Below are 23,084 nucleotides of genomic sequence, written 5' to 3'. Positions count from 1 at the left end.
GGCCATGAGCTGGTAATCGCGATCGGGGTGAAATTCCATAGGGGTGAGATCCCATAGAATGATTATTAAGGATTTGTTACAAAAAGCAATCCACCCATCAACGTACCTGGTCAACAAAGTTGCGCTCACTGCGGGTCTGCCCCAGTTCGCCCAAGGCTTGTGGTGGCGAGAGCGCCGGCCCCCAGCCACCGATCCCCGCCCCGGCTCTTGTCCAGACGGTGCATGAACTGGCCAGCAGAATCAACCTGGTATTGTTAGCCTCAGAAACCATGAAGAATATCCAACCGGTCGGGGAACTCTAGCTGCCCATGATGCGTCTAAACTCTGCTTCTACTGAGGTTGTGCCGAACGCCCCGACTGTCCAAGGGCCATCCAGACCGGCCAGCAGCACCGTCACCATGTCGATGGTGAGTGATTCGGTGCCAGGGACGGCGCGGGGGACGGTAATGCAGCTAGACGACCCGCTGAATACGGAACGCAATCTTTCCTCCAACAACGGCGATCGGGCAGATTCTCCCGGCGGACAGCAGTCCGCACCCCCAGCAGCGCCGGGGCCAACCCATCAAGCCACAACTCAAGCCCCGACTCACCCAACCCAGGATTGCCAAACCCCGACTCACCCAACCTCAACTCACCCAACCTCGACCCATCAAGCCACGACTCATCAAGCCATGGATCATGTGGTTGATTCTGGGTCGATTCGCTCCTGTGTGTTGCCTTGGCTCGCGCGGGTGCTCTATCCCCTGGCCCGACGGGTTGTGTTGCCAACCTATTTTGGTTCCGTGACGATCGAGGGCTTGGAAAATTTGCCCCAAAACGCCCGATCGCTCTTATTTGCCCCCACCCATCGATCGCGCTGGGATGCCTTGGTGGTTCCCTGCGCCATTGGCCGGCCCATCTGCCCCGCCGATTTGCACTTCATGGTTTCGGCCAACGAAGCTTCCCGAGGCCTCCAAGGCTGGTTTATTCAGCGCATGGGTGGATTTCCCGTAGACACCACCAACCCCAGCATTGCCAGCGTTCGCCATGGCATCAAAGTGCTGGAAACGGGCAAGGCCCTGGTGATTTTCCCGGAAGGCGACATTTTCCGCGATGGCCACCTGCACCCCCTCAAGCCCGGTTTGGCGCGGATGGCAATCCAGGCGGAACGCAGCCATTCGGGTGTGCATATCGTGCCGATTCATGTGGAATATGGTTCGCCGGAGGTGGGTTGGCGCTGTGGTGTGCGGGTGATGATTGGGCGATCGCTCCCGTTGGCACAATATCTCGATCGCCCGGCCAAGGTGGCCGCCCCCACCCTGACCCAAGATTTAGCTGATGCCTTGAATCAACTGGCACAGTCTCCTACGGAGCCACTGAACGGCAGTGATTTGCCCCGCTAGTCTCGCTAGTTTGCCCTCCGAATTAAGGGCTTGACCCTGACCGGCAAAGATCCCCGCGCTCTCTTAAAATCAAAGCTTGAACCAGCAATCCAATCACCCGGATTTTGGCCATACTCCTGGCCATGTCATTGGCGGCCCAAAAGCTGACCAAAGTGTGACAATCGCGACGGGGCCGCATCGGAACAGCCTCTCAAAATTTGAGCCAAGTTCAACCTCGATGCGCCGCCAGTACATGTCAAAACATACATGTCAGAAAATACACGTCAAAATGGGTACTCTTGCACAGCCCAGTTCGATGAGTAAAAGCTTGTCACGCCATATTGAAACCACACCGGGGATTCGGGGCGGTCGTCCGCGGCTGGCCGGAACCCGGATTACCGTGACCGATGTGGCCCTGATGCATCTACGACTTGGCCAATCGATCGAGGAAATCGCTGGGCGCTATCAACTGCCCCTGGCGGCCCTCTATGCAGCCATGGCCTATTACTTTGACCACCGCAGTGAAATGGACTTGGCCATTCACGAAGACCTGGCCTTCGTTGCCGGATTTCAGCGAAGCCAAGTCTCCGTCCTTCAGGAGCGCCTCAGTGAGCTACGCGGAGATTAGGGCTGAGTGCGTCCTTAACTGAGCGTTTTTCGGTCAATTGATTGAGCGCCGATCGAGCCGGTAGCCCACCTCATCCCTGAGCGTTGTGGCGATCGCTCCGGAGCGGCTGCGAAAGGGTGCGGAAAGTTTCAGGAAATTGCAATCGATCGCGCTTCAGGCTATATCCAATCCTGAGATGCTCTTGACACCCCCGCAACCCGTGAGCCAACCACGCTTGGGATTTTACCTAGACGACAGCCTTGATCCCGCCGTCAGCGCAGCCCTGCGCGGCTATGGGGTGCGGGCCACCCGGCCCACAGAGGTGAAGCTCCAGAACCAGAGCGATGCTACCCAGCTTTTGTTTGCCTATCGCCACCAATTGGTTTTCGTGACAGCGGAAGTGACGCTGGTGAAGTTTGCCGGATCGCAAAAAGATCATGGGGGCGTGGTTTATAGTCCGCTGGCCCTCCCGATCGGGCGGATAGTGCGTCAATTGCTGTTGCTCTATGAGACCTTTCAGCCGACGGAATTAGCTGGCAAAATCGAAATTTTGAGCTAATTCTTCAGCAATCAGCGATTCATGCGGCACGGTTCACCAATTGTCAGAAATTCACCATGGGATCAAGGGCAATTAATCAGGGCAATTGATTAGGAATCCGTAGCCGTGGCTTGCCAGGGCGATCGCCAAATTTCACCCCGCACCCGCAACACCAAGCGCTCAATGCCAAGCTGACAGGCCGCTTGATTCAGTTGGGCCCGCTGTTCCCAAAGCTTGTGGGCCGCACTCTGGGCCCGGCAATCAATGGCCAAGACCGATCGCCCCTCCAACACATCCAAATACATGGCATACCCCGCAACGGGTCGGCAGCGGGCCAACTGCCAAAACCGCATCACCAAAGCTCTTTGAAAGTCGATCGGCATTGGATCGCCTCCTCTGCTGGCCGGTAAATCCTGAACTTTGGCCATTGTGGCTTGTGGAGAATTCAGCGGTCGAGGCGATCGTTACAGCTTGATGATCATTGCAATAATTAACCTACGCATAAAGACCAGAAACCCATTGTCCATAGCCGTTGTAGGGACGGGTGGGAACCGTTTTCCAGGCGAGCGGCGGGCCCGATCCCAATAACCGCTCCGTGGCCTGCGACCAGCGGGGATGGGGAACCAGGGGATCCACATTGGCCTCAAAACCGTATTCATCAGGAGCCAGAGTGTTCCAAAAGGTCAGGGGCTGCCGGGGCAAAAACTCAATTTTGACGATCGACTTAGCCCCTTTAAAGCCATATTTCCAAGGCAGGACAGCCCGAATCGGTGCGCCATGCTGCTTCGGCAAAATTTGCCCATAGTTACCCACCGCAAAAAAGGCGAGGTCGTTAGCCATTTCCGCCAGCGTGAGGCCTTCGGTGTAGGGCCAAGGGAGGTCGCGATAGGCCCAGGCCGGCCCGATCGCGATGTCTTTGTTGTAATAGGAGGTGAAGCGGACAAATTTGGCATCGGGCAAAGGATCGACGGCTTCGATCAGTTTGCGCATCGGAAACCCGAGCCAAGGCACAACCATCGCCCAAGCTTCGACGCAGCGAAACCGATAGATGCGTTCTTCAATCTCAAAGGCTTTGATTAAATCCTCGATCGCCCAAGTTTTAGGCTGCTTGACCAATCCAGACACTTCCACGGTCCAGGGATTGGTGGGCAACCGTTGGGCCCGCTGGGCAATGTCCTTTGTGCCGCCAAATTCATAGAAGTTGTTGTAGCGGCCGGCCAAGTCTTGGGGCGTGACGGCTCGCTGCGGATCGGCAAATTGGGAATTGCGCTGCACCCCAACGAAGGGCGATCGCATAGTGGTGGGGCCGGGGGGTGGGGCCGCTTCCAGCTCGCCAGTCGGTGTATTTTGGCAACCCGTCAGCGACAGAACACCACCGGCAATGCTGAACCCGGCGAGGGATTGCAAAAATCGGCGGCGATTGAGAAACAGGGCTGGATCCGTTGCTTCGCGATCGCGCAATTGCCAGTCGGGGCGCAGATTAAAGAAGGTCATGGGATAGACAGGGCGGGCAGTCAGCGCGGTGAGTCGAGCACAGTCGATCGGGTGCGATCGCTAGGATTACAGCTTTTCAGGAAAACACCCAAGCCAAAATTATATTCTTCCTCAAGAATACCTAGTAGCACGGCTGCCTTAATTCACTGGGTTAAATGATATGGCTGTTACTGTCACCTGATCGTTAAGCAGCAAGGGGCTTAAGCCCCTTGTTACCACGACTGGCTCCGCAATTTTGACCCAATATTTCAAGGATGTCGCGCTACTAGAACCCTTTGTAGTCTAGCGGTTACATTTACCAAGCGCAGACAAGTTTTAGAAGTTAATAGACCCTATTGAAAATTCTGGTACAGCGAGTTGCTAGATTTTGCTGCTTTGCACCACAGTAATGACAACATTCCCTTTCTTCAATCCCTGTTCAACATACCTGTGCGCTTCGGCAGTCTGTTCCAGTGAATAACGCCTGTCGATGACTGATTTCATCCTGCCCATTTCAATTAACTCTTTCAAAAAAATCAGATCTGCTTTACGCTCGATCGCTACCCCACCTATGACTTTCTTGCTGCTGGTAATTGAAGTCCACAGCCCTCGGAGTACCGGCAATAGATTGATATGAACAGCTCTAAGATAGATGCCATTATTTTTTAGCGAGCTGAGACAGCCTGAAAATGAACTTTTGCCGCTTGTGTCAAAAATAATATCGTAGGTTTTACCGTTTTGAGTGAAATCCTCTTTCGTATAGTCAATAACGCTGTCAGATCCGAGAGATTTCACCAATTCTAACTTCGCTGTACTACACACTCCGGTCACTTGTGCGCCAAAGAATTTGGCAAGCTGTACGGCAGCCATCCCTACTGCTCCAGAAGCGCCATAGATCAAAACTTCCTGCCCGCTCTGAATCTTTCCCTTATCTCTCAGGAAGATCAATGCAGTTGTTGCCCCAAAAGGAATAGCAGCAGCTTCCTCATAGGTCATATTGGTAGGCTTGATCGCCACCGCTCCTGCTTCAGGCAGACAAATATACTCAGCATTTGCACCAAGACTGGTTCCTGCACCAGCAAATACTTGGTCACCTGCTTTGAATTGTTTTACATTTTCACCAACAGCTTCAATTTCTCCGGCCAGTTCTGACCCGAGTATGGTGTTGTTTTTAGGTCTTGCGAAACCATAGAAAAATCTTACGGGGAATGGGTCAGCCTTTCGGATGCGAATGTCTGCTGACGTTACTGTTGTTGCATAGATTTTAATTAGCACCTCGTTTGCTTTAGGAGTTGGTTTCTCTACTTCTTTAAGCTGCATAGCATCAGGAGATCCATACTTTACACATACAATTGCTTTCATGAATTTTCCTCAAAGATAGCTTTAGTTTGCCATATTTTTTATTCATTGACTTTGCGAAACCCAACGTTTCTGGTCAGCGACTTTAATCCTCGTCACGTTTCTTATAAATCAGTTTTCGACAGCCCGCCGCACTAGAATTCCTAGATCATGCCGCTTCGTCAATAACTTGAGAACAATCATCTTATTAGGAGGTACTACTGAAAAACGCCCTCATTTGATTGACGAATTTTGTTGATAACTTTTAAAATAGCTTCTCGGTTTTTAGCTGATTGAATCCATCTCGGCAAGCGTGAAAATAAGCTGCGATTCGACCAAAGACCATTTTCGTCACGTTGGCTTTCTCGCAATCTTGCGCTGACAAATACTTCAATAAAATCTAAATGTTCGAAATTGTAAGCCCAAAGTGTTTGGCCACAACAAGGCGCTTGCAACCATAAAGGGTAATGAAAATAGTCATCTACTGGTGGCTCATTTTTCCAAGTTCTTGAAATTGTGCTTTCAGCCCAATCCTTGTAGGAGCCACAGGCTTTGCAGGAAAACCTGCGAGGAGAAAACCGAAAATTTTCAGGAGTGGTGCAACGCACAACAGCACATGAACCACAATGAGGACAGCGCACAAGAACCTGATCTTGAAATGATTGAACTGTCTCTCCTGTGTCCTGAAATCTTTCCATCATTTAAGTTGAAATACTTCATTTCCTAGCCCAGAGTCTAGCGGACTAACTCCGACACTACGGACGTTATCCTGTCACTGCGGAATATGCCCTCATTTACGGAACTTTGACCGCAACTCGTAGGACGTGGGTCAACGTTGCGGAGTCAGTCGTGATGATCAGGAGATTAATACCTTCGCTGCCTACCGATCGGGTAGCGGCAACAGTCATTTGACCTGACCGATCGAGCTAAAACAGCCGCGCTACTAGGCTCAGCGATCGCCGCAGGGTTTTGGGAGTTCGCTAGGATTAACTCTGAAAGCAAAGTCCAAAGCAAATTCCAGTCCCCTCGTTGATCGCCCGGACGATCGCCCTTACCGATGAACCTCTGGGAAAGCCTCAAAATGGCGATCGCCACCTTGGCCGCCAACAAATTGCGCAGCAGCCTCACCATGCTGGGGATTGTGATTGGTAATGCTTCGGTGATTGCCACGATCGGGGTGGGCGAGGGGGCCCAACGGTTTGTGACCGCCGAGGTGCAATCCTTGGGCCCCAATACATTGTTTATTCGCCCCGGCAGCCCGGAGGCCGATCGCCGGCCCCTTTGGCCCCCACAAACCCTGGTGCTGGAAGATGCGGAGGCCATTTCTACAGAAGTGCCCACCGTGGTGGCTGTGGCTCCGGAGCTGACCGGGAACGAGGTGGTGAGCTACCGGGGCCGCAACGCCAGCGTCACCGTCATTGGCACCACGCCGGACTATACCGAAGTGCGAGATTTCCAGGTCGATCGGGGCCGGTTCATTTCCAAGCTCGATGGTCAACGGGTGCAACGGGTGGTGGTGTTGGGGTCTGAGGTGGCGCGGCAATTGTTCAACGGCCAAGACCCGATCGGGCAGTCTGTGCGCGTTCGCAACCTGCGGGCAGAGGTGATTGGGGTGATGCAGCCCAAAGGATCCAGCTTCGGCATGGATATGGACATGACCGTGTTTTTGCCGCTACGCACCATGGCGAACCGGTTGGTGGGTCGTCGATCGCCCTATGGAACCAGTGTTAGTTATATTTCCCTGTCGGCGCGGGATGAAACGGTGATGCGGGCCGCCCAATTCCAGATTGAAAACCTGCTGCGCCGACGACACAAAATTGTGGGCGAGGATGATTTCACCGTTCGTAACCAGCAGGATTTGCAAAACACCCTGGGGGCGATCACCGGCACGTTGCAGGTGATGTTGGTGGCGATCGCCAGTATTTCCCTGCTGGTGGGCGGCATTGGCATCACAAACATCATGCTGGTGTCGGTGGCGGAACGCACCCAAGAAATTGGGCTGCGCAAGGCGATCGGGGCTTCCCAACGGGATATTTTGATGCAGTTTGTGATTGAAGCGACGATTTTGGCCAGTTTGGGCGGGGCGATCGGCACGGCCGTTGGCGTGGGCGGCTTGGCCTTGGTGAGCGCGGCCACGGACTTGGAAGCGGCCCCCTCCAGCACCGCGATCGGGGTGGCTGTGGGTGTCTCGGGCGGGATTGGTCTCTTTTTTGGCGTAATTCCAGCCCAACAGGCGGCCAAGCTGGATCCGATCGTGGCCCTTCGCAGTGCTTAGGTAGCACCTAGATCATGGCCACGGAAGCCACCGAACCCGAAACCAGCAGCACAGAAACCAGCAGCACCGAGGACAACAGCACCGAGGACAACCACCGGCCGCGGGTGTCGATCGTGCTGCCGGTGTTCAATGGGGCAGACACCCTGGCGGATACGGTGGCCTCGATTTTGGCCCAAACGGAACCCGATTGGGAACTGTTGATTATTGACGACGGCAGCCACGATCGCTCCCGGGCCTTGGCTGAGTCGATGGCGGCCGCCGATGGCCGAATTCGGGTTTATGCCTTTGCCAATGGGGGACAGGCGATCGCCCGGAATCGTGGGATCGATCGGGCGCGGGGGAACTGGATTGGGTTCATTGATGCGGACGATCGCTGGCATCCCGACAAGCTGCGGGCCCAACTGGCGGCCCTGACGGCTAACCCCGCCGCCGGTTGGGTTTACAGTTGGACCCAACTCACCGATGATTCGGGCCGGGCGATCGGGCAGCCGGTCACCAGCCCCTTCAGCGGTTGGATCTATGGGCCCCTGTTGGTCACGGATTTTGTTTCCAGCGGGTCTAATGTGCTGGTGAGTCGATCGGCCTTGAACCAAGTGGGCGGTTTTCAGCCAGACTTGGTTCCCTCAGAAGATTGGGATTTGTGGCTGCGATTGGCTTGGCAGTTTCCAGCGGCCCAAGTGCCCGAATGCCACGTGTTCTATCGCCAACGGCCCACCTCCTCATCGGAAAACGTGTGGCGACAGGAGCGCGTCAGTCGGCAAATTTTGCAAACGGCGATCGCCCGATCGCCCAACCAGCTCACTCCCCATCGGGCAATCATTTGGGGCAACCGCTACAAATATCTGCTCTTTAAGGCGTTGGACGGCCCCGCCCAGCCGCGCCGCGCCAAAACCGCCGCCCGCTTTGCCTGGCAAGTGTTGCAGTGTCATCGCGGGGTCTTGAAGCAATGGCCCTTGGTGGCGCAAATCTTGCTCAAGATGGGGCTGATGGGGCTACCGGGGGCGATCGGGCAAAGGGCGATCGAGCAACTAGGGCTACAGCGCATCCAGGATCGAATCTTGGCCCTGACCCTCGTGCCCCGCTTTCAGGAGCCAATTCATTGCCAGCTCGATCGGTTCGATCGCCCCAAAGGCTGATCGCTCCTTGGCGTTTGTCTATCCGGCTGTCAATACCCCTTCCGTAGGTCAAAGCAACCGATTTGACGCACCGTGGGTAAAAAATTTGACTCCTGACTTTGCCCGAGGTTAATGCTAGGTGGGAGTATTTCGCCAAAGTGCCCATTACTTCAATTTTTTCCAATTGAAGCCAACAATCTGATCTGACTTCAAGGTCTCAAAAGCCACCTAAGTTACTGATCGAATTGAATTGAATTCACGGAACTTTTTCTGATTAGGTATTTTATTTTTCATAATCCATTCTCATCAAAACATATGCTTCTTTAATTGAAAAGCGTTTTTATGAGTGCGATTTAGCACTTTTTCTTTACAAAACAAAACTATCTTTTAGATCCGGTTTTAATTCTAAATTTCTGAAGAAAAAATTATATTCCCTAAAAATCAGCCACGACTGACGGAGTTTTCCCATGAACTTTAACGAGTTTGGTGTGGCAAATTTTGCTTGTCGAGAATCAAATTCTGGGGCGCAAACGTTTGAAATCAGCCGCTCCTCGAACCCAAGTTTCCCAAAATTCAGCTTCTGGCACTTGGCATCCAACAATTTCCCCGTCAACCCGGTTTCTAGAAGCGAAAACCCTGTTTCCGAAACGGTTTCAGCAGCGGCTTCAACAGCAGATTTCTTGCTCAATGCGACAGCGAACAATTTAGTCGCCAATTCTGCAATTCTGGCCACCACGCCTGTCTCCCCATCCAACGGTGAATTAATCCCCCCGATCGCCCCAGGAACCCGGGAACGCCGCAGCGCCAATGATGGTTTTTATCGTGTGGAGCTAACCACCGAAAACGCCGATTTGGTTCTTGGGGGCATTGGCCGGGACTGGATTCAAGGCTGGGGTGGTGATGACGAATTACACGGCTTGGATGGGGACGATCGCCTGCTGGGCAACCAAGGCCGCGATCAGCTATGGGGCGATGATGGCCATGATTGGATCCAAGGGGGACAAGGGGCAGATAGCCTGTGGGGCGGCAGCGGCAACGATCAGTTACTGGGGGATTTGGGAGACGATTGGCTCGCGGGCGAATTGGGTCTGGATACGATGACTGGCGGCTTGGGGGCCGATCGCTTTTTGATTGGGATGGCGACGGATGGGGGCGCGATCGACCAAGCGGATTTGATTTTGGATTTCCGAACCAGCGAGGCAGATCAGTTGGTGCTGCCCAGCGGTCAACGGTTTGAAGATTTGGACTTCATCGCCGGAACAGGAAACAACAGCGGCGATACGATCGTGCGCGATCGGGCGACGGGCCGAAACTGGGTGATCCTGAAAGGAATCAGCCCCAGCAGCTTCAACGCTAGCAATGTGGTGTCCCAAGACAGCTTGCCTCCAACTCCGGCCGTGATTCGGTTCAGCAAGGGTAATTTTCTGGGCGTTGAGCTGGACGGCAAGGCGACCATTACCCTAGAGCGATCGGTGAACACGACAACGGACGTGAGCGTGAGCTTCAGCACCAGCGGCGGCACGGCCACCCCTAACCAAGACTTCACTCCCATCACCGGCTCGATCGCCTTTGGGGCCGACGAAACCCGCAAAACAATCACCATCCCATTAACAGACGATCGGCGCACGGAACCCAACGAAACCGTGATGCTGCTGCTGTCCAATCCCGTTGGAGCTGAGCTGGATTTGGCAACTGCTACCCTCACCATCAGTGATCATGGTCTTTGAGCAGCGTTGAAGTGGGCCGAGTGGTTGCCCATCGTCAATTTCGCATTTGAATCTAGAGCGATCGGGCATGTCGATCGGCGTGCCCCTGCTCCATTAAGGTTGGTCAAAAATTGATTGATCAGAAAATTGATTGATCAGAAATGGGTCAACGATGCTTCAAAAACATCTCGAAAAAGCGATAGAATCTCAACCCATTTTCGTTATTGATCGATGAAATTAATGATGAAATTTGCAAGTAGCCATCTTAGTTTTCTAGACATTCTTGATAAATTCTCTTTGGAATCATTTTTGCAGTTCTTTTGATTTCCAAAAGGCTCACCTAGTTTGGCTTCGGAGCGCAATTCCGGTTTCTCAGGAAAACTTTTGAAAAGAAACGTTAGGGTCTGTCATCAAATCCTCGCAATCCTGATCCTGTCCTGATCCGAGGGCAGGAGGCCAGGAACTGGAGCCTTAGTGAAAAACCGGTTTCAGCGGTCAGGGCCCACGGTCGATCGCACCGGCATCAGGGATTCAGTGAATGCGATGACAGCTCCTACCCTTCCCTGCGAATCAGTTTTGCTAGACGGAGCCGATCTATGGATTTCACCGGTTTTGAGGTGGCGAGTTTTGCCTATCGTGAAGCGGATTATTTAGCCCGAAATCCCGATGTGAACCTTGCGGTGAGCGGTAATTTGCTGCGATCGGGCTTTGCGCATTTTTCACAGCATGGTTTCAGCGAAGGCCGCAGCCCCAGCGGCGATTATGAAATTTTGCAAGCGGTGTTGCCGCTTTACAACGAAGCAAACTATTTAGCCCAAAATCCCGATGTGCAAGGGGCGATCGGGCGGGGTCAACTCACTTCGGGTCTGGAACATTTTGCGCGATCGGGATTTCGGGAACGGCGCGAACCGGGCGGCGGGTTCAACCGCTTCAACTTTGGCAGCGAGTCCGCCGATTCGCTCACGGGGGGCGCTGGTCGCGACTTGCTGTTGGGTTGGAGTGGTGATGATCAAATCCAGGGGCTAGCGGGCGATGACCAATTGGCTGGCAACCGTGGCCGCGATTTGATCTTTGGCAATGAGGGCAACGATCGACTGCGCGGCGGCAAGGAAGCCGATACCCTCTGGGGCGGTGCGGGTGATGATCAACTGCTGGGCGACCTGGGTGATGATCTGCTGTCGGGGGATTTGGGAGCCGACACCCTGGCCGGTGGCGCTGGGGCCGATCTGTTTTTGATCAGTGCGGTGGCGGGTGGCAGCTCGATCGCCTCGGCCGATGTGATTTTGGATTTTTTGCAGGAAGGAGCCGATCGGCTGGTCGTGCCCAGCGGTCAACGGTTTGAAGATTTGGACTTCACGGCCGGCATCGGCGTTAACAGCGGCGACACGATCGTCCGCGATCGGGCGACGGGCCGCTATCTGGCCGTTCTCAAGGGCATCAACCCCAATAGCTTTAGCGCCAGCAACGTGATTTCCCAAGAAAGTCTGAACGCCAACACCGCGATCCTGCGCTTCCTGGGCAGCGGCTTTGTGGGCAACGAGCAAGATCGCAGCGCCGTGATTACCATTGAGCGTTCCGGCAACCTGCAAACCGCCGCCCAGGCCACCTTCAGCACCGGTAGCGGCACGGCCACCCCCAACCAAGACTTCACCCCCGTGAACAGCGCGATCGCCTTTGCTCCCGGCGAAACCCGCAAAACCATCTCAATTCCCCTAACAGACGATCGCCTCACGGAAACCGATGAAACCGTGGCCCTGCTGTTGTCGAATCCCGTGGGGGCCCAGCTCGATCGAGCCACCGCCACCCTCATCATCCGCGACGGCAGCGGCGGCGGCAGCAGCACGACCCCCACCGGCCCCACCGTTTCCCTGGATGGCAACAGCTACAGCATCAACGAAACCGGCGGCTCCCTCGCCATCCCCGTACGACGGACTGGCGACCTGTCCCAACCCCTGTCGGTGACCTACGCCACCAGCAACGGAACCGCCCTGGCCGGCCTCGACTACAGCGCCATCAACGGCCAGCTCACCTTCGCCGCCGGCCAGAGCGTCGCCAGCCTCACGATCCCGATCCTGAACGACAGCCTGGCCGAGCCAACGGAAACTTTCCAACTCAACCTCAGCAATCCCACGGGCGGACAACTGGGCAGCATCAACGCCACCACTATCAGCATCATCGACAGCGCCGCCAGCGGCTCCAGCGCGACCACAACACCCACCAGTGGCCCGGTGCAATCCTCCGTGGCCAGCGCCGTTGCCTTCAGCCCCAGTGATTCGGAAGCCGCGATCGCCGCTAAAAATGGCCCCAAAATCACCCTCGGCAACACCAACATCTACATCGGCTATCAACAGGTGTCGGCCCTCAATCAAGATCCGATCTTGGTCAGCTTCACCAACGGCGTGCGCAATTGGGTACGCACCGACTACGAAACCACGGTTGATGATGGAACAGGCACGGGCTTGGCTTGGGATGGCTCCAATCTCTATGCCGTCTTCACCTCCACCGGCAACCAACCGGGGAATAACCTCAGTCGCTTCACGGGCAGTGGCTGGCTCACGGGCTACACAGACGGCAGCCCCAGCGGCGGCGGCGGCGGCAAAGTGGGAATTTTGGCCAAGGTTGACCCCACCACGGGCAACATCCAAAACGCCACTTACCTGACGGCTCGCAATGACAAGGGAACCGCCCCCCTCGGTGACGACACCACCAACTCCCTGTTTGTGCGGGGTCTCAGTTTCACGGGCGGCAATGTGCTGGTGCAAGCGGATTCGGCCTATGCGCCGCGCCGTCCCGACAAAACAGCCATGACCCAAAGTGTTGGCAATGGTGCGCTGCCCGCCAGCACGGGCTACAACTACGAAGTGGTACTCTCAGCCAATTTGGGATCTGCCCTGTCCACGCGGGCCAAAGATTTCATTTGAGGCCTAGGATGCCAGGGCCCGCTCACGATCGTCTGGAGTTCTTGATGGCATCTACTGATTTTGAGGGAGGAAGCTTGGCCAATTCGGCAACGGCTGTTCTGGGCCAAGGCATTGAGCCACGTTGGACGATGGGTTCCAGTTGGGTTGCATCCTACTTTCCGCCCACCCATGCTCACAATTCCGGAGGCGGTTTCAGCACCCATCACGCGATCGAGACCCAAGATTCTGAGATCAAAAACTCTGAGATTAAAAACATTGATCACGTTTCCGAATTTCTCAGTACAAAGCAGCTTCTTTCTGGAGTTGATTGGCCTGAACATTCTTCGGTTGATGCTGGAGTGAATGATCAGGTTAATTTGGGTCAGATCAGTGATGATTTTTGGTTGAATTCCTGGGGACAAAATCGCAACCTGAGGCGCGGTGGAACGGGTGGCGATTTCAATCAGGATTTGGATCATTTTGGTCGTCTTGATCGCCGATCGGGAACCGATGCCCCCGATCGCCCGCTGGATCCCCTGACCGGAGCGCCTCAGGAGGAGGCCGCCGCAATCGCCCCAGATCTGCCCCGATCAGTCAATGTGCCTCGCAACGGTGTGCAATCTTCGGTGAAAAACGCCGTTACCTTCGGAATCAACGACTCGGAAGCCGCAATCGCCGCGAAAAACGGCCCCAAAGTCACGATCGGCACCACCACCGTCTACATCGGCTATCGCCAAGTGACCTCCGCCAACAAGGATCCGATCCTGGTGAGCTTTAATAACGGGGTCAGACGATGGGTACGCACGGACTACGAAACCACCAATGATGACGGCACGGGCACGGGCTTGGCTTGGGATGGTTCCAACCTCTACGCCGTCTTTACCTCCACGGGCACTCAGCCGGGCAATGGCTACAGCCGATTCACGGGCAGTGGTTGGCTGCGCGGCTACACGGATGGCAGTCCCGGCGGTGGCGGTGGCAGCCGGGTCAGCATTCTGGCCAAGGTTGACCTGGCCACGGGCAACATCCAAAACGCCACCTACCTGACGGCTCGCAACGATCGGCGCACGGTCAGTGTTGCGGACGATCGGACCAATTCCTTAACGGTCAAGGGGTTGCGGTTCTCGGGTGGGACTGTGATTGTTCAGGCCGATTCCACCTATGCCCCTCGCCGGCCCGACAAAACCTCCATGACCCAACGGGTAGGCGGTGGCGCGTTGTCGGCCAACAGCAGCTACAACTACGAGGTGGTGTTGGCGGGCAATTTGGGATCTGCCCTTTCCACCAAGGCGAAGGATTTTGTTTAATCGCCAATCCAGCGCTAGAGTGCTGAGGGGCAAGGGTTTTGACCTTTTCCCTCAGCATTTCGACCCGAATCAGAACCCATGAAGTCGATCGCAGTTTTAGGAACCTCCTCCAACGCGGGCAAAAGTTGGGTAACCACGGCCCTCTGCGCTTGGTTGCGGCGGCAAGGTCTGCGGGTTGCACCGTTCAAGGCCCAAAACATGTCCAATAATTCCTTCGTGACCCTGGAAGGAGGCGAAATTGGGCGGGCCCAGGCGGCCCAGGCGGAGGCTTGCGGGTTGCGGCCCGTGGCGGAGATGAATCCCATTTTGTTGAAGCCTTCGGGCAATAGCCGATCGCAGTTGGTGCTGTTGGGTCAGGCCGGGGAACATATTGCGGCGGCGGACTATTACCAACATATCGATCGCCTGTGGGAGGTGGTGGCGCAAACCCTGGCGGACTGGCGCGATCGCTGTGATGTGTTGGTTCTGGAAGGGGCGGGCAGCCCGGTGGAATTGAACTTGATGCACCGGGATTTGGTGAATTTGCGCCCGATCGAGCATCTCCAAGGGCGCTGGCTGTTGGTGGGCGACATTGAACGAGGCGGCATTTTCGCCCAAGCGGTGGGAACCTACCAACTGATGCCCCGATCGGCTCAGGCCTTGGGATTGGGCTTAGTGGTGAATAAGTTTCGGGGCGATTTGCGGCTATTTGCCGATGCCGATCGCTATTTTCAGCAGCATTTGCCCCACCTGCCCTACTTGGGAACCTTGCCCTACGCGGCGGAGTTGCAACCGGAAAGCGAAGATAGCCTCTGTCGATCGGCCGAAGAGGCCCCCATGGAATGCGATCACCCTGTGATTGCCTGGGTTCGGTTTCCGTTTTTGTCCAATTCCCAAGACAGCCAACCTTGGTCGATCGATCAAGGGGTGGCGGTGCGCTGGGTGACGCGCCCGGCCGAGTTGGCCACCGCCCGGGCGATCGTATTGCCGGGCAGCAAAAACACCCTGCGGGATTTGGCTTGGCTCCAGGAAACGGGCCTGGCAGCGGCCATTCAACGGGCCGCCGCCCAGGGTGTGCCGGTGGTGGGCATTTGTGGGGGCTATCAAATGTTGGGCCGATCGCTGGTCGATCGCACCGGCATTGCGGGGGCCGCGGGCGAGATGGCGGGGTTGGGGCTGCTGCCGGTGGAAACGGATTATTTTCCACAAAAAACCGTGCGCCAAGTGACGGCCCATTGGCCCAGCCAGGCCGGTGCAACCTCACAGCACGACATTCCGCAACTCGATCGCTGGCAAGCCTATGAAATTCACATGGGCCAAACCCGCCCGATCGCCCCTTGCGATCCATTGTTGACCCTGGAGCCGATCGAGCAACCACCGGAACCGGAAGGGGCCCGATCGGCCCAAGGCTGCGTTTGGGGAACCTATGTCCATGGTCTGTTTGAGTCGGCGGCGGTGCGCCAAACCCTGACCCGCTTGGCCGGCATCACCACCCATCGCCCCAACCCCCAATCCTGGCAACAACATCGGCAACAGTTGTACGATCGAATGGCCGACCTTTTGGAAACATCCTTAACCCTGGATCGGCTGTGCGACTACCTGGAGGTTTGAGCCAATGGTGTTCGATCGACCGATGGTTTCTCAGTGGCAACTCGCGATCACCACCGTGATCACCAGGGGTGTAGGGGCGATCGGGCTGTTGGCCCTTGTGACCTTGGGCACGCCTACCGCCCAGGCCCAAAGTCCCGGCCTGTTGGACTGTATGCGCCGCGCGGGAAATGATCCCTATGCCCTGGCCCGTTGCCGCAACCCCAACGCCCAGGCTCCCAACCTTGAAGAACCGATTACGCCCTCGCCCGGCAGCGGCAACTCCGGCGGGCCGCCGCCCAGTCAACCCAATTCCGCCAGCGGCCCCAGCAGCAACCCCAATCGTGGCAGTGGCTCCGCCGCCACCAGCACCGGCGTTCCAGCCAGCCGCTACAACTCCGCCAATCGATCGAGGATCACGATCGACTGCATGAGTGCCTACAGCGACCAACCCAGCGCCCTCCTAACTGAATGTGGTGCTTGGGCCCCCAGACGCAACACCCCCACCCCTTCCGCAACGCCCCAATTCCCCACCTCTCCCAACCAAGGGCCACCCGCACAAACCATTCGCTAGTTGAGGTTAATCAACAGTTCACCGAAATTCACTGAGATCGCTGGCTCAGATTGGCTGTTAGTCCAGGTCTGCGGTCGGTTTGGGAGCTGCCGATTCCGCAACCTTACCCGATCGCGGACGGGTCGCCTTGGGGCGGGGACGGGTCAAAATTCCCTGGCTCGGGCTAAACAACAGGGCCATCAAAAACAACCCAAAAATCACCAGGGCGATCGCCGCGCCCGAGGGCAAATCCCAATAGAAACTGCTGTACATGCCCCCGATCGCGGCCAACACCCCTAAGCCAGCACCCACCAACATCATCATGTGCAACTCTTTGACCAACAAATAGGCCGTGATGGCCGGGCCCACCAACATTGCGATCGCCATAATCACCCCCACCACCTTCAAGCTCGTCACGATCGCTAGGGTCACTCCGGCCATCAGGCTGTAGTGAATCCAAGTGGTGGGTAATCCGGCCGCTTCGGCCCCCAAGGGGTCAAAGGTATAAAACAGTAATTCTTTATAGTGCAGCTTAATTAAAACTAATAAAATCACCGCCACAATTACCCCATGGAGCAAGTCTCCTTGGGTGACATTCAAAATATCGCCAAAGAGAAATCCTTCCAAATCGAGCTGCGTTTTGAGCAGTGAAATCAGGGCGATTCCTAAGCCAAAAAAGGTGGAGAAGGTTAGGGTCATGGCCGCATCAACCCGCACCCGCGATTGCTGTCGAATCCAGGCAATGACGAAGGTGCTGCACATGCCGGAAATGAACGCCCCGATCGATAAATCAATGCGCAGCGCGTTGGCGATCGCCAAACCGGGCATCACCGCATGGGCAATCACATCACCCAGCAGAGACATCCGCAGCACAATGAGATAACTGCCCACCACGGGACAAATTACGCCCACGATCATCCCGATCGCGATCGCATTGCGCACAAACTCATACTGCAAAGGATCAAGCAACCAGTCCAAAATTAGCCCTCAGCATTCGGGTGAATCAAATTTAGACCTCCAATCAGGATAGTCTCACGGGATTTGCTAACAGGCTAAAACCGATTCAAAGGGACTGTGGCGATCGGCAGTTTGCATATTTTCGCCATAGGCTCGCCGGATATTATCCAGGGTCATCACGGCCTGGGGCCGATCGTTCGCCAGGAGCGATCGATTCAGCAACAGCAGCCGATCGTATCGTTCCAGAGAGCTGCCCCACTCGTGAGAGCAAACTAACACCAAATGGCCTTGGGCGCGGAGTTCAGCAAACAGATTCAACAACACCAGTTCCGTTTGCTTGTCCACACCGGTAAAAGGTTCATCCAACAGAAAAAATTCTGCCTTTTGGGCCAGGGCCCGAGCCAAAAAAACCCGTTGCTGTTGCCCGCCGGAAAGGGAGCCGATCGGGCGATCGCGCAAGTCCCAAATATTCACTTGCTCCATGGCCGATCGAGCTGCGGCCCGGGCTGCTGGGCCGGGCGATCGCCACCAACCCGCCGCCTTGGCAAAGGCCATCATCACCACCCGTTGCACCGTGATCGGATAGTCCCAGTCGATTTGTGACCGTTGGGGCACGTAGGCCACACGATGGCGCAGTCGCCGCAAGGGCACACCCCGAAAGGTAATCATGCCCGATTCGATCGGCACGAGGCCCAACAGGGCCTTGATCAGGGTGCTTTTGCCCGCGCCGTTGGGGCCAATCAGCCCCACCAATTCACCGGGCGCGAGGTCAAGCGAAACATCGTCCAGAACCGAGAGTCCGCGATAGCGAACACACAGCGATCGAACTTGCAGCATGGAGGCGATGGGTTCCAACCTAAGGAAGGCCAACAAAACCGCCAGCCACCACCGCGCCTCAACAGCGCCGCACAATGGTGGTGGCTCACGGAGATGTCGGAGATTAGTTTGAGAATGGTTCTCAAAAAAATTCTAACACCCCCCTGAGTCCCCGTCGCCCCCGGAATTGCCAAGCTCGATCGATCCCTGGGCGATCGCTTGACCCTGCTGAATTACCGTCGAATTGCTGCTGAATTACCGCTGAATAACTACTGATTAGCCCCGATCGCGTCTTCTGCCGTCCCTCGGTTGGTTACCTGAGTTGGGCAATCGGAAGACCGCCAAATCGCCTAAACTGAATCTTTACTGGATTTTCTGCGCTGGGTTTTGTATGGCATCACTGCGCATTCTTCGCAGGTATTAGCCCTCATCCATTGCGTTAGCTTTCACGCATTTGCATTTTTTGCATTTCTATTGAGCAGCAAGCCTATGTCGGTATTGGTGGCGATCGGTGTATTGGCGTTGCTGGTGTTCGTTCACGAATTAGGACACTTCGCAGCGGCTCGGTTACAGGGCATTTACGCCAACAAGTTTTCCTTGGGGTTTGGGCCCGTCCTCTGGAAATATCAGGGGCCGCAAACGGAATACGCCATTCGTGCCATTCCCCTCGGGGGCTTTGTGGGCTTCCCGGATGACGACGAAGACAGCTCCATTCCTGCCGATGACCCCAACTTGATGCGCAATCGCCCGATCGCTGATCGAGCCATTGTGATTGCGGCCGGCGTGGTGGCTAATTTGATTTTCGCCTATGGAGTTTTGGCGGCTCAATATGGCTTCATGGGCGTGCCCGATGGCTTCCGCTATGAAGCAGGGGTGATTGTGCCCCAAGTGCTGGCTCCTGACAATCCGGCCGGGCGAGCCGGACTGAAGGCGGGAGACATTGTGCAGGCGATCGATGGGCAAACCCTCAGCGCCGAACAAGCAAGCGTGAAGGTGTTGATGGAGCAGATCAAGGCGAGTCCCGATCGCCCCTTGATCTTGGAAGTGCAACGGGGAGCCGATCGCCTCACCCTCCGGGTCACCCCCGAGCTGGATGAAGCGGGGCAAGGGCGCATCGGCGTGCAACTGGCCCCCAACGGCCGACCGGTTTATCGCCCCGCCCACAACCCGATCGAAGTGTTGACCCTGGCAGCCGATCGGTTCCAAAACATGGTGACCCAAACCGCTGGCGGCTTCTTGACCCTGGCGGCCAACTTCCGAGAAACTGCACCCCAAGTGTCTGGCCCCGTCAAAATCATTGAATGGGGAGCCAACATCGCCCAATCCGATGCCGGGAACCTCTTTCCCTTCATGGCGCTGATCAGCATTAACCTCGCCGTCATCAACATCTTGCCCCTGCCGGCCTTGGATGGTGGGCAGCTCTTTTTCCTGGCGATCGAGGCCCTGCGCGGCGGTCGGCCCTTGCCCCAGGAATTTCAAGAAAACGTCATGCAAACGGGTTTGGTGCTGCTGTTGGGCTTGGGCATTTTGTTAATTGTGCGCGACACCACCCAACTGGAATGGGTGCAACGGCTACTGCAACAACAATAGGCTAATAGGCTCGCCCATCAGCTTGCCAATCCAATCAGCTCGCCTAGGCAAATCAGCCAACCCAGCCCAAGGATGGGGCCCAGTCGGGCCCCAAAAGCCAAAGGCTAAAAACTCAGAAGCGAAAACTCAGAAGTGAAAACTCAGAAGTGAAAACAAAACGGGGCCAACCATCGTCGGCCCCGTTTCGTATGAGTTGGGCATTGCTACCCGAAGAAAGGCTTAGTACAGCTCTTCTTCCTTGTGGGTTTCGATCGTGCAGTCTGAAGTGGGGTAAGCAGCACAGGTCAGCACATAGCCCGCTTCGATTTGATCGTCATCCAAGAAAGACTGATCCGATTGATCCACCGAACCGGCAGTTACCTTACCAGCACAGGTCGAACAAGCGCCCGCACGGCAGGAGTAGGGCAGATCGAGGTTTGCCTCTTCAGCCGCATCGAGAATGAACTGATCGTCGGCGCAGTTGATGACCTTTTCGCCGTCGGGAGTAATGAGCGTTACCTTGAAGGTCGCCATGGTTGTGACTCTCTCTCTCGCGTAAAAACAGGGGCGGTATGGGGCTAACGCAACGGATTAACCGGGTCAATGGCGCAGCTTGCACGGGGTTGCCAACTTGCGACCATGGGATTTTGACTGCTGACACAACAGTCGCGATCGGGAGTCTCAGTCAACGCGATCGGCGGGATGCCCACTGAACCCTTAGTTACGTTTGAGGCCACCGACAACTGAAGCCATGGGGTTAAGACATGGTTCACTTCCGGCGTAGCCAACCTCGCCTTCTGATGTTACGAGAAATTTTTATTGCTACTACGGATGAGCACAGAGATCCGAGAACGTTATTCTTAATCGTTTTTCCAGATTCGATTCTAATTACTTATACTTATTGGATATTTTTGCGAGAATCGGCAGAGTTTTTGTGGGTTCTTGGCTTAGTCTAAAGTCTTGAAACCAATATTTTCAAGGCTTTCCAGGCTTATTGTTCTGAGACTGCTTCGATTTATAACCCTAGCTAAAGCTTTGTTTTAAAATAAGAAATTTTTATAAAAACACCCCGAATTGTCGGTTTTCCGGCCCTTCCGCCACCCGAAATCAGCGCTAGGAGACCGGGGCAAAAGGCTAAGATCGGGGGGCTATGTTGGTGATCTGTAGTCATGCTATTGGGTAATCCGGTGCGCGTCGGCCTGGTGGGCACGGGCTTTGTGGCAAAGTTGCGGGCAGAGGCCCTGTTGCCGGATGCACAGGGAGATTGGTTGGCGGCCAAGCTGGTGGCGGTGGCGGGTCGCACACCGGAGAAGGTGGCGGATTTTGCGGCAACTTACGGGGCGATTGCCCTGGACTCTTGGCGGGAGCTGGTCAGCCACTCGGATGTGGACTTGGTGATGGTTTGCAACACCAACGCCGAGCGGGGGGCGATCGTGCGGGCAGCCCTAGAGGCCGATCGCCATGTGGTGACGGAATATCCCCTGGCGCTGGATCCCAACGAAGCGGCGGAATTGGTGGAATTGGCCCGATCGCGCGATCGGCTGTTGCATGTGGAGCACATTGAGCTGTTGGGGGGCGTGCATCAATCCCTGCGAACTTGGCTGCCCAAAGTGGGCGAGGTGATCTCCGCTCGCTACAGCACCATCGCGCCGCAAATTCCCACCCCAGGCAAATGGACTTATAACCGATCGCTGTTTGGATTCCCGCTGGTGGGGGCCCTATCTCGGCTCCATCGTCTGGTGGATGTGTTTGAAAACGTCCGCCAGGTGGGAGCTGTGGCTCGCTACTGGCCAGCGGAGGTGGAGGATTATCACGCCTGTTGGTGCGAAGCAAGGCTGATCTTTAGCAGCGGCCCGATCGCCACGGTCACCTATGGCAAGGGCGATCGATTTCACGGTTCCCAGCGGCTGTTGGAAGTGCGCGGCAGTCAGGGCACGTTGATTTATGAGGGCGATCAGGGGCAACTAATCCAAGGCGATCAGGTGACACCGCTGGAGGTGGGCGGTCGGCGGGGGTTGTTTGCCCGCGACACCCACGCGGTGTTGGCCTACCTGCTGAATGGCACGCCGCTGTATGTGCGCCCGGAAGAGAGTTTATACACCCTGCGGGTGGCAGATGCGGCGGCGCGATCGGCCAATACGGGCCGCCCGATCGACCTGCTCTAGAACTTGCTTGAAGCGAGTTCGACGAAACCGGCGACTATCAGCAATGGTCTATGTCCTCTTGTCCTGAATCTTCTCGTCCTGAATCTGTGAGTTCTGAGCCTTTTAGCCCTGAATCCTCTAATCCTGGCTCCTGTGGCCCCGATCCAGACCAGCCCTATCCCATGCCAGGTCAGGGGCGCTTGGTTTATTTGAAGCCTTTAATTAAAAATCCTCAGATCATCGTGGGCGACTACACCTACTACGATGACCCCGCTGGGCCGGAACGCTTTGAAGCCAATGTGCTCTACCACTTTGACTTCATTGGCGACAAACTGCGGATCGGCAAATTTTGTTCGATCGCCGCCGAGTGCAAATTCATCATGAATGGTGGCAACCACCGCACCGATTGGTTCACGAACTATCCCTTTCCCGTGTTTGGCAACGGTTGGGAAACCGCCATGCCCGACGACTGGCCCCACAAGGGCGACACGGTGATCGGCAATGACGTATGGTTGGGCTATGGGGTGACGATTATGCCGGGGGTGCAAATTGGGGATGGGGCGATCGTGGCGACAGGGGCAGTGGTGACCCGATCGGTTGATCCTTACACGATCGTGGGTGGCAATCCGGCCCAACCCATTCGGAAGCGGTTTGATGAGGAGACGATCGCCGCGTTGCTAGAAATTCGCTGGTGGGATTGGGAGATTGCCAAAATCACCCGCAATTTGCCCGCCATCTGTGGTGGCGATTTGGCGGCGCTGCGATCGGCCCAATAGCACTAGCCCAACAACCACCCTCGATCGGCTCATGGCCATGGTTATCATGGGGCGATCGCCCAGGATGAAAACCAGAAGCTGAA

At 55.9% G+C, this 23,084-nt stretch carries 22 protein-coding genes; 14 read left to right on the top strand and 8 right to left on the bottom strand.

The window, feature by feature from the left end:
• Nucleotides 1-308: 308 nt before the first annotated feature.
• The 3 genes from H6G53_RS02650 to H6G53_RS02640 all read left to right on the top strand — a co-directional run bounded on the left by H6G53_RS02650 (nucleotide 309) and on the right by H6G53_RS02640 (nucleotide 2,527).
• Nucleotides 309-1,382, top strand: a complete 1,074-nt coding sequence (locus tag H6G53_RS02650; protein WP_199309103.1) for a 1-acyl-sn-glycerol-3-phosphate acyltransferase — start codon at nucleotides 309-311, stop codon at nucleotides 1,380-1,382.
• A 295-nt stretch (nucleotides 1,383-1,677) separates the two neighbouring features.
• A complete protein-coding gene (locus tag H6G53_RS02645) occupies nucleotides 1,678-1,989 on the top strand; it encodes a DUF433 domain-containing protein (protein WP_099532259.1) in 312 nt (103 codons plus the stop codon).
• Between the two features lie 199 nt (nucleotides 1,990-2,188).
• A complete protein-coding gene (locus tag H6G53_RS02640) occupies nucleotides 2,189-2,527 on the top strand; it encodes a DUF5615 family PIN-like protein (protein WP_143472930.1) in 339 nt (112 codons plus the stop codon).
• Nucleotides 2,528-2,616: 89 nt separating this feature from the next.
• Here H6G53_RS02640 and H6G53_RS02635 read toward each other — a convergent pair whose 3' ends face one another.
• The 4 genes from H6G53_RS02635 to H6G53_RS02620 form a co-directional block, all read right to left on the bottom strand.
• The gene (locus H6G53_RS02635) at nucleotides 2,617-2,889 is read right to left on the bottom strand and encodes a hypothetical protein (protein WP_143472931.1); all 273 of its coding nucleotides are present in this window, start codon (nucleotides 2,887-2,889) and stop codon (nucleotides 2,617-2,619) included.
• 112 nt (nucleotides 2,890-3,001) lie between these two features.
• Complete coding sequence (gene msrP / locus H6G53_RS02630) at nucleotides 3,002-4,000, bottom strand: protein-methionine-sulfoxide reductase catalytic subunit MsrP (protein WP_190353661.1); 999 nt, start codon at nucleotides 3,998-4,000, stop codon at nucleotides 3,002-3,004.
• 360 nt (nucleotides 4,001-4,360) lie between these two features.
• Nucleotides 4,361-5,341 (bottom strand): NAD(P)-dependent alcohol dehydrogenase, encoded by a 981-nt coding sequence (locus H6G53_RS02625; RefSeq protein WP_190530841.1) that lies wholly within the window; start codon nucleotides 5,339-5,341, stop codon nucleotides 4,361-4,363.
• A gap of 194 nt (nucleotides 5,342-5,535) precedes the next feature.
• Nucleotides 5,536-6,015 (bottom strand): hypothetical protein, encoded by a 480-nt coding sequence (locus H6G53_RS02620; RefSeq protein WP_190530840.1) that lies wholly within the window; start codon nucleotides 6,013-6,015, stop codon nucleotides 5,536-5,538.
• Between the two features lie 359 nt (nucleotides 6,016-6,374).
• Between H6G53_RS02620 and H6G53_RS02615 the strand changes: the two genes are divergently transcribed.
• Both H6G53_RS02615 and H6G53_RS02610 read left to right on the top strand, forming a co-directional pair.
• Nucleotides 6,375-7,592, top strand: coding sequence for an ABC transporter permease (locus tag H6G53_RS02615; RefSeq protein WP_190530839.1), 1,218 nt, complete (start codon nucleotides 6,375-6,377; stop codon nucleotides 7,590-7,592).
• Between the two features lie 14 nt (nucleotides 7,593-7,606).
• Nucleotides 7,607-8,728 (top strand): glycosyltransferase family A protein, encoded by a 1,122-nt coding sequence (locus H6G53_RS02610; protein ID WP_190530838.1) that lies wholly within the window; start codon nucleotides 7,607-7,609, stop codon nucleotides 8,726-8,728.
• 346 nt (nucleotides 8,729-9,074) lie between these two features.
• Here the strand turns inward: H6G53_RS02610 and H6G53_RS02605 are convergent, their stop codons facing one another.
• Nucleotides 9,075-9,395: a hypothetical protein gene (locus tag H6G53_RS02605; RefSeq protein WP_190530837.1), complete on the bottom strand. Its 321-nt coding sequence runs from the start codon at nucleotides 9,393-9,395 to the stop codon at nucleotides 9,075-9,077.
• Between H6G53_RS02605 and H6G53_RS02600 the strand changes: the two genes are divergently transcribed.
• The 5 genes from H6G53_RS02600 (at nucleotide 9,388) to H6G53_RS02580 (ending at nucleotide 16,760) form a co-directional block, all read left to right on the top strand.
• On the top strand, nucleotides 9,388-10,434 hold the full coding sequence (locus tag H6G53_RS02600) for a Calx-beta domain-containing protein (protein ID WP_190530836.1): 1,047 nt from the start codon (nucleotides 9,388-9,390) through the stop codon (nucleotides 10,432-10,434). The two genes, H6G53_RS02605 and H6G53_RS02600, sit on opposite strands and share 8 nt — an antisense overlap.
• A 575-nt stretch (nucleotides 10,435-11,009) precedes the next feature.
• The gene (locus H6G53_RS02595; RefSeq protein ID WP_190530835.1) at nucleotides 11,010-13,334 is read left to right on the top strand and encodes a Calx-beta domain-containing protein; all 2,325 of its coding nucleotides are present in this window, start codon (nucleotides 11,010-11,012) and stop codon (nucleotides 13,332-13,334) included.
• A 44-nt stretch (nucleotides 13,335-13,378) separates the two neighbouring features.
• Entirely contained in the window at nucleotides 13,379-14,620 is a 1,242-nt protein-coding gene (locus H6G53_RS02590) for a hypothetical protein (protein WP_190530834.1), read from the top strand.
• A 78-nt stretch (nucleotides 14,621-14,698) separates the two neighbouring features.
• Nucleotides 14,699-16,210 carry a cobyric acid synthase gene (locus H6G53_RS02585; RefSeq protein ID WP_190530833.1) on the top strand — a complete coding sequence of 504 codons (1,512 nt, stop codon included), beginning with the start codon at nucleotides 14,699-14,701 and terminating at the stop codon, nucleotides 16,208-16,210.
• A 4-nt stretch (nucleotides 16,211-16,214) separates the two neighbouring features.
• On the top strand, nucleotides 16,215-16,760 hold the full coding sequence (locus H6G53_RS02580) for a hypothetical protein (protein WP_190530832.1): 546 nt from the start codon (nucleotides 16,215-16,217) through the stop codon (nucleotides 16,758-16,760).
• 57 nt (nucleotides 16,761-16,817) lie between these two features.
• On the opposite strand, the gene H6G53_RS02575 is transcribed toward H6G53_RS02580, so the two are convergent.
• Both H6G53_RS02575 and H6G53_RS02570 read right to left on the bottom strand, forming a co-directional pair.
• Nucleotides 16,818-17,720: a metal ABC transporter permease gene (locus H6G53_RS02575; protein ID WP_190530955.1), complete on the bottom strand. Its 903-nt coding sequence runs from the start codon at nucleotides 17,718-17,720 to the stop codon at nucleotides 16,818-16,820.
• Between the two features lie 63 nt (nucleotides 17,721-17,783).
• Nucleotides 17,784-18,533: a metal ABC transporter ATP-binding protein gene (locus H6G53_RS02570; RefSeq protein ID WP_190530954.1), complete on the bottom strand. Its 750-nt coding sequence runs from the start codon at nucleotides 18,531-18,533 to the stop codon at nucleotides 17,784-17,786.
• Nucleotides 18,534-19,001: 468 nt separating this feature from the next.
• Between H6G53_RS02570 and rseP the strand changes: the two genes are divergently transcribed.
• Entirely contained in the window at nucleotides 19,002-20,102 is a 1,101-nt protein-coding gene (rseP, locus tag H6G53_RS02565) for an RIP metalloprotease RseP (RefSeq protein ID WP_099535491.1), read from the top strand.
• Nucleotides 20,103-20,321: 219 nt separating this feature from the next.
• On the opposite strand, the gene H6G53_RS02560 is transcribed toward rseP, so the two are convergent.
• Entirely contained in the window at nucleotides 20,322-20,615 is a 294-nt protein-coding gene (locus H6G53_RS02560; protein WP_099535489.1) for a 2Fe-2S iron-sulfur cluster-binding protein, read from the bottom strand.
• 38 nt (nucleotides 20,616-20,653) lie between these two features.
• On the opposite strand from H6G53_RS02560, the gene H6G53_RS02555 reads away from it, so the two are divergent.
• From H6G53_RS02555 to H6G53_RS02545, 3 genes are all read left to right on the top strand, one after another.
• A complete protein-coding gene (locus tag H6G53_RS02555) occupies nucleotides 20,654-20,794 on the top strand; it encodes a hypothetical protein (RefSeq protein ID WP_190530831.1) in 141 nt (46 codons plus the stop codon).
• A 456-nt stretch (nucleotides 20,795-21,250) separates the two neighbouring features.
• Nucleotides 21,251-22,246 carry a Gfo/Idh/MocA family protein gene (locus tag H6G53_RS02550; protein WP_190353528.1) on the top strand — a complete coding sequence of 332 codons (996 nt, stop codon included), beginning with the start codon at nucleotides 21,251-21,253 and terminating at the stop codon, nucleotides 22,244-22,246.
• A 161-nt stretch (nucleotides 22,247-22,407) separates the two neighbouring features.
• Entirely contained in the window at nucleotides 22,408-23,001 is a 594-nt protein-coding gene (locus H6G53_RS02545; protein ID WP_242026172.1) for a CatB-related O-acetyltransferase, read from the top strand.
• Nucleotides 23,002-23,084: the final 83 nt, after the last annotated feature.

Source organism: Limnothrix sp. FACHB-406 (assembly GCF_014698235.1).
Lineage (GTDB): Bacteria > Cyanobacteriota > Cyanobacteriia > CACIAM-69d > CACIAM-69d > CACIAM-69d.
This window is presented reverse-complemented; position numbering and strand designations above follow the sequence as displayed.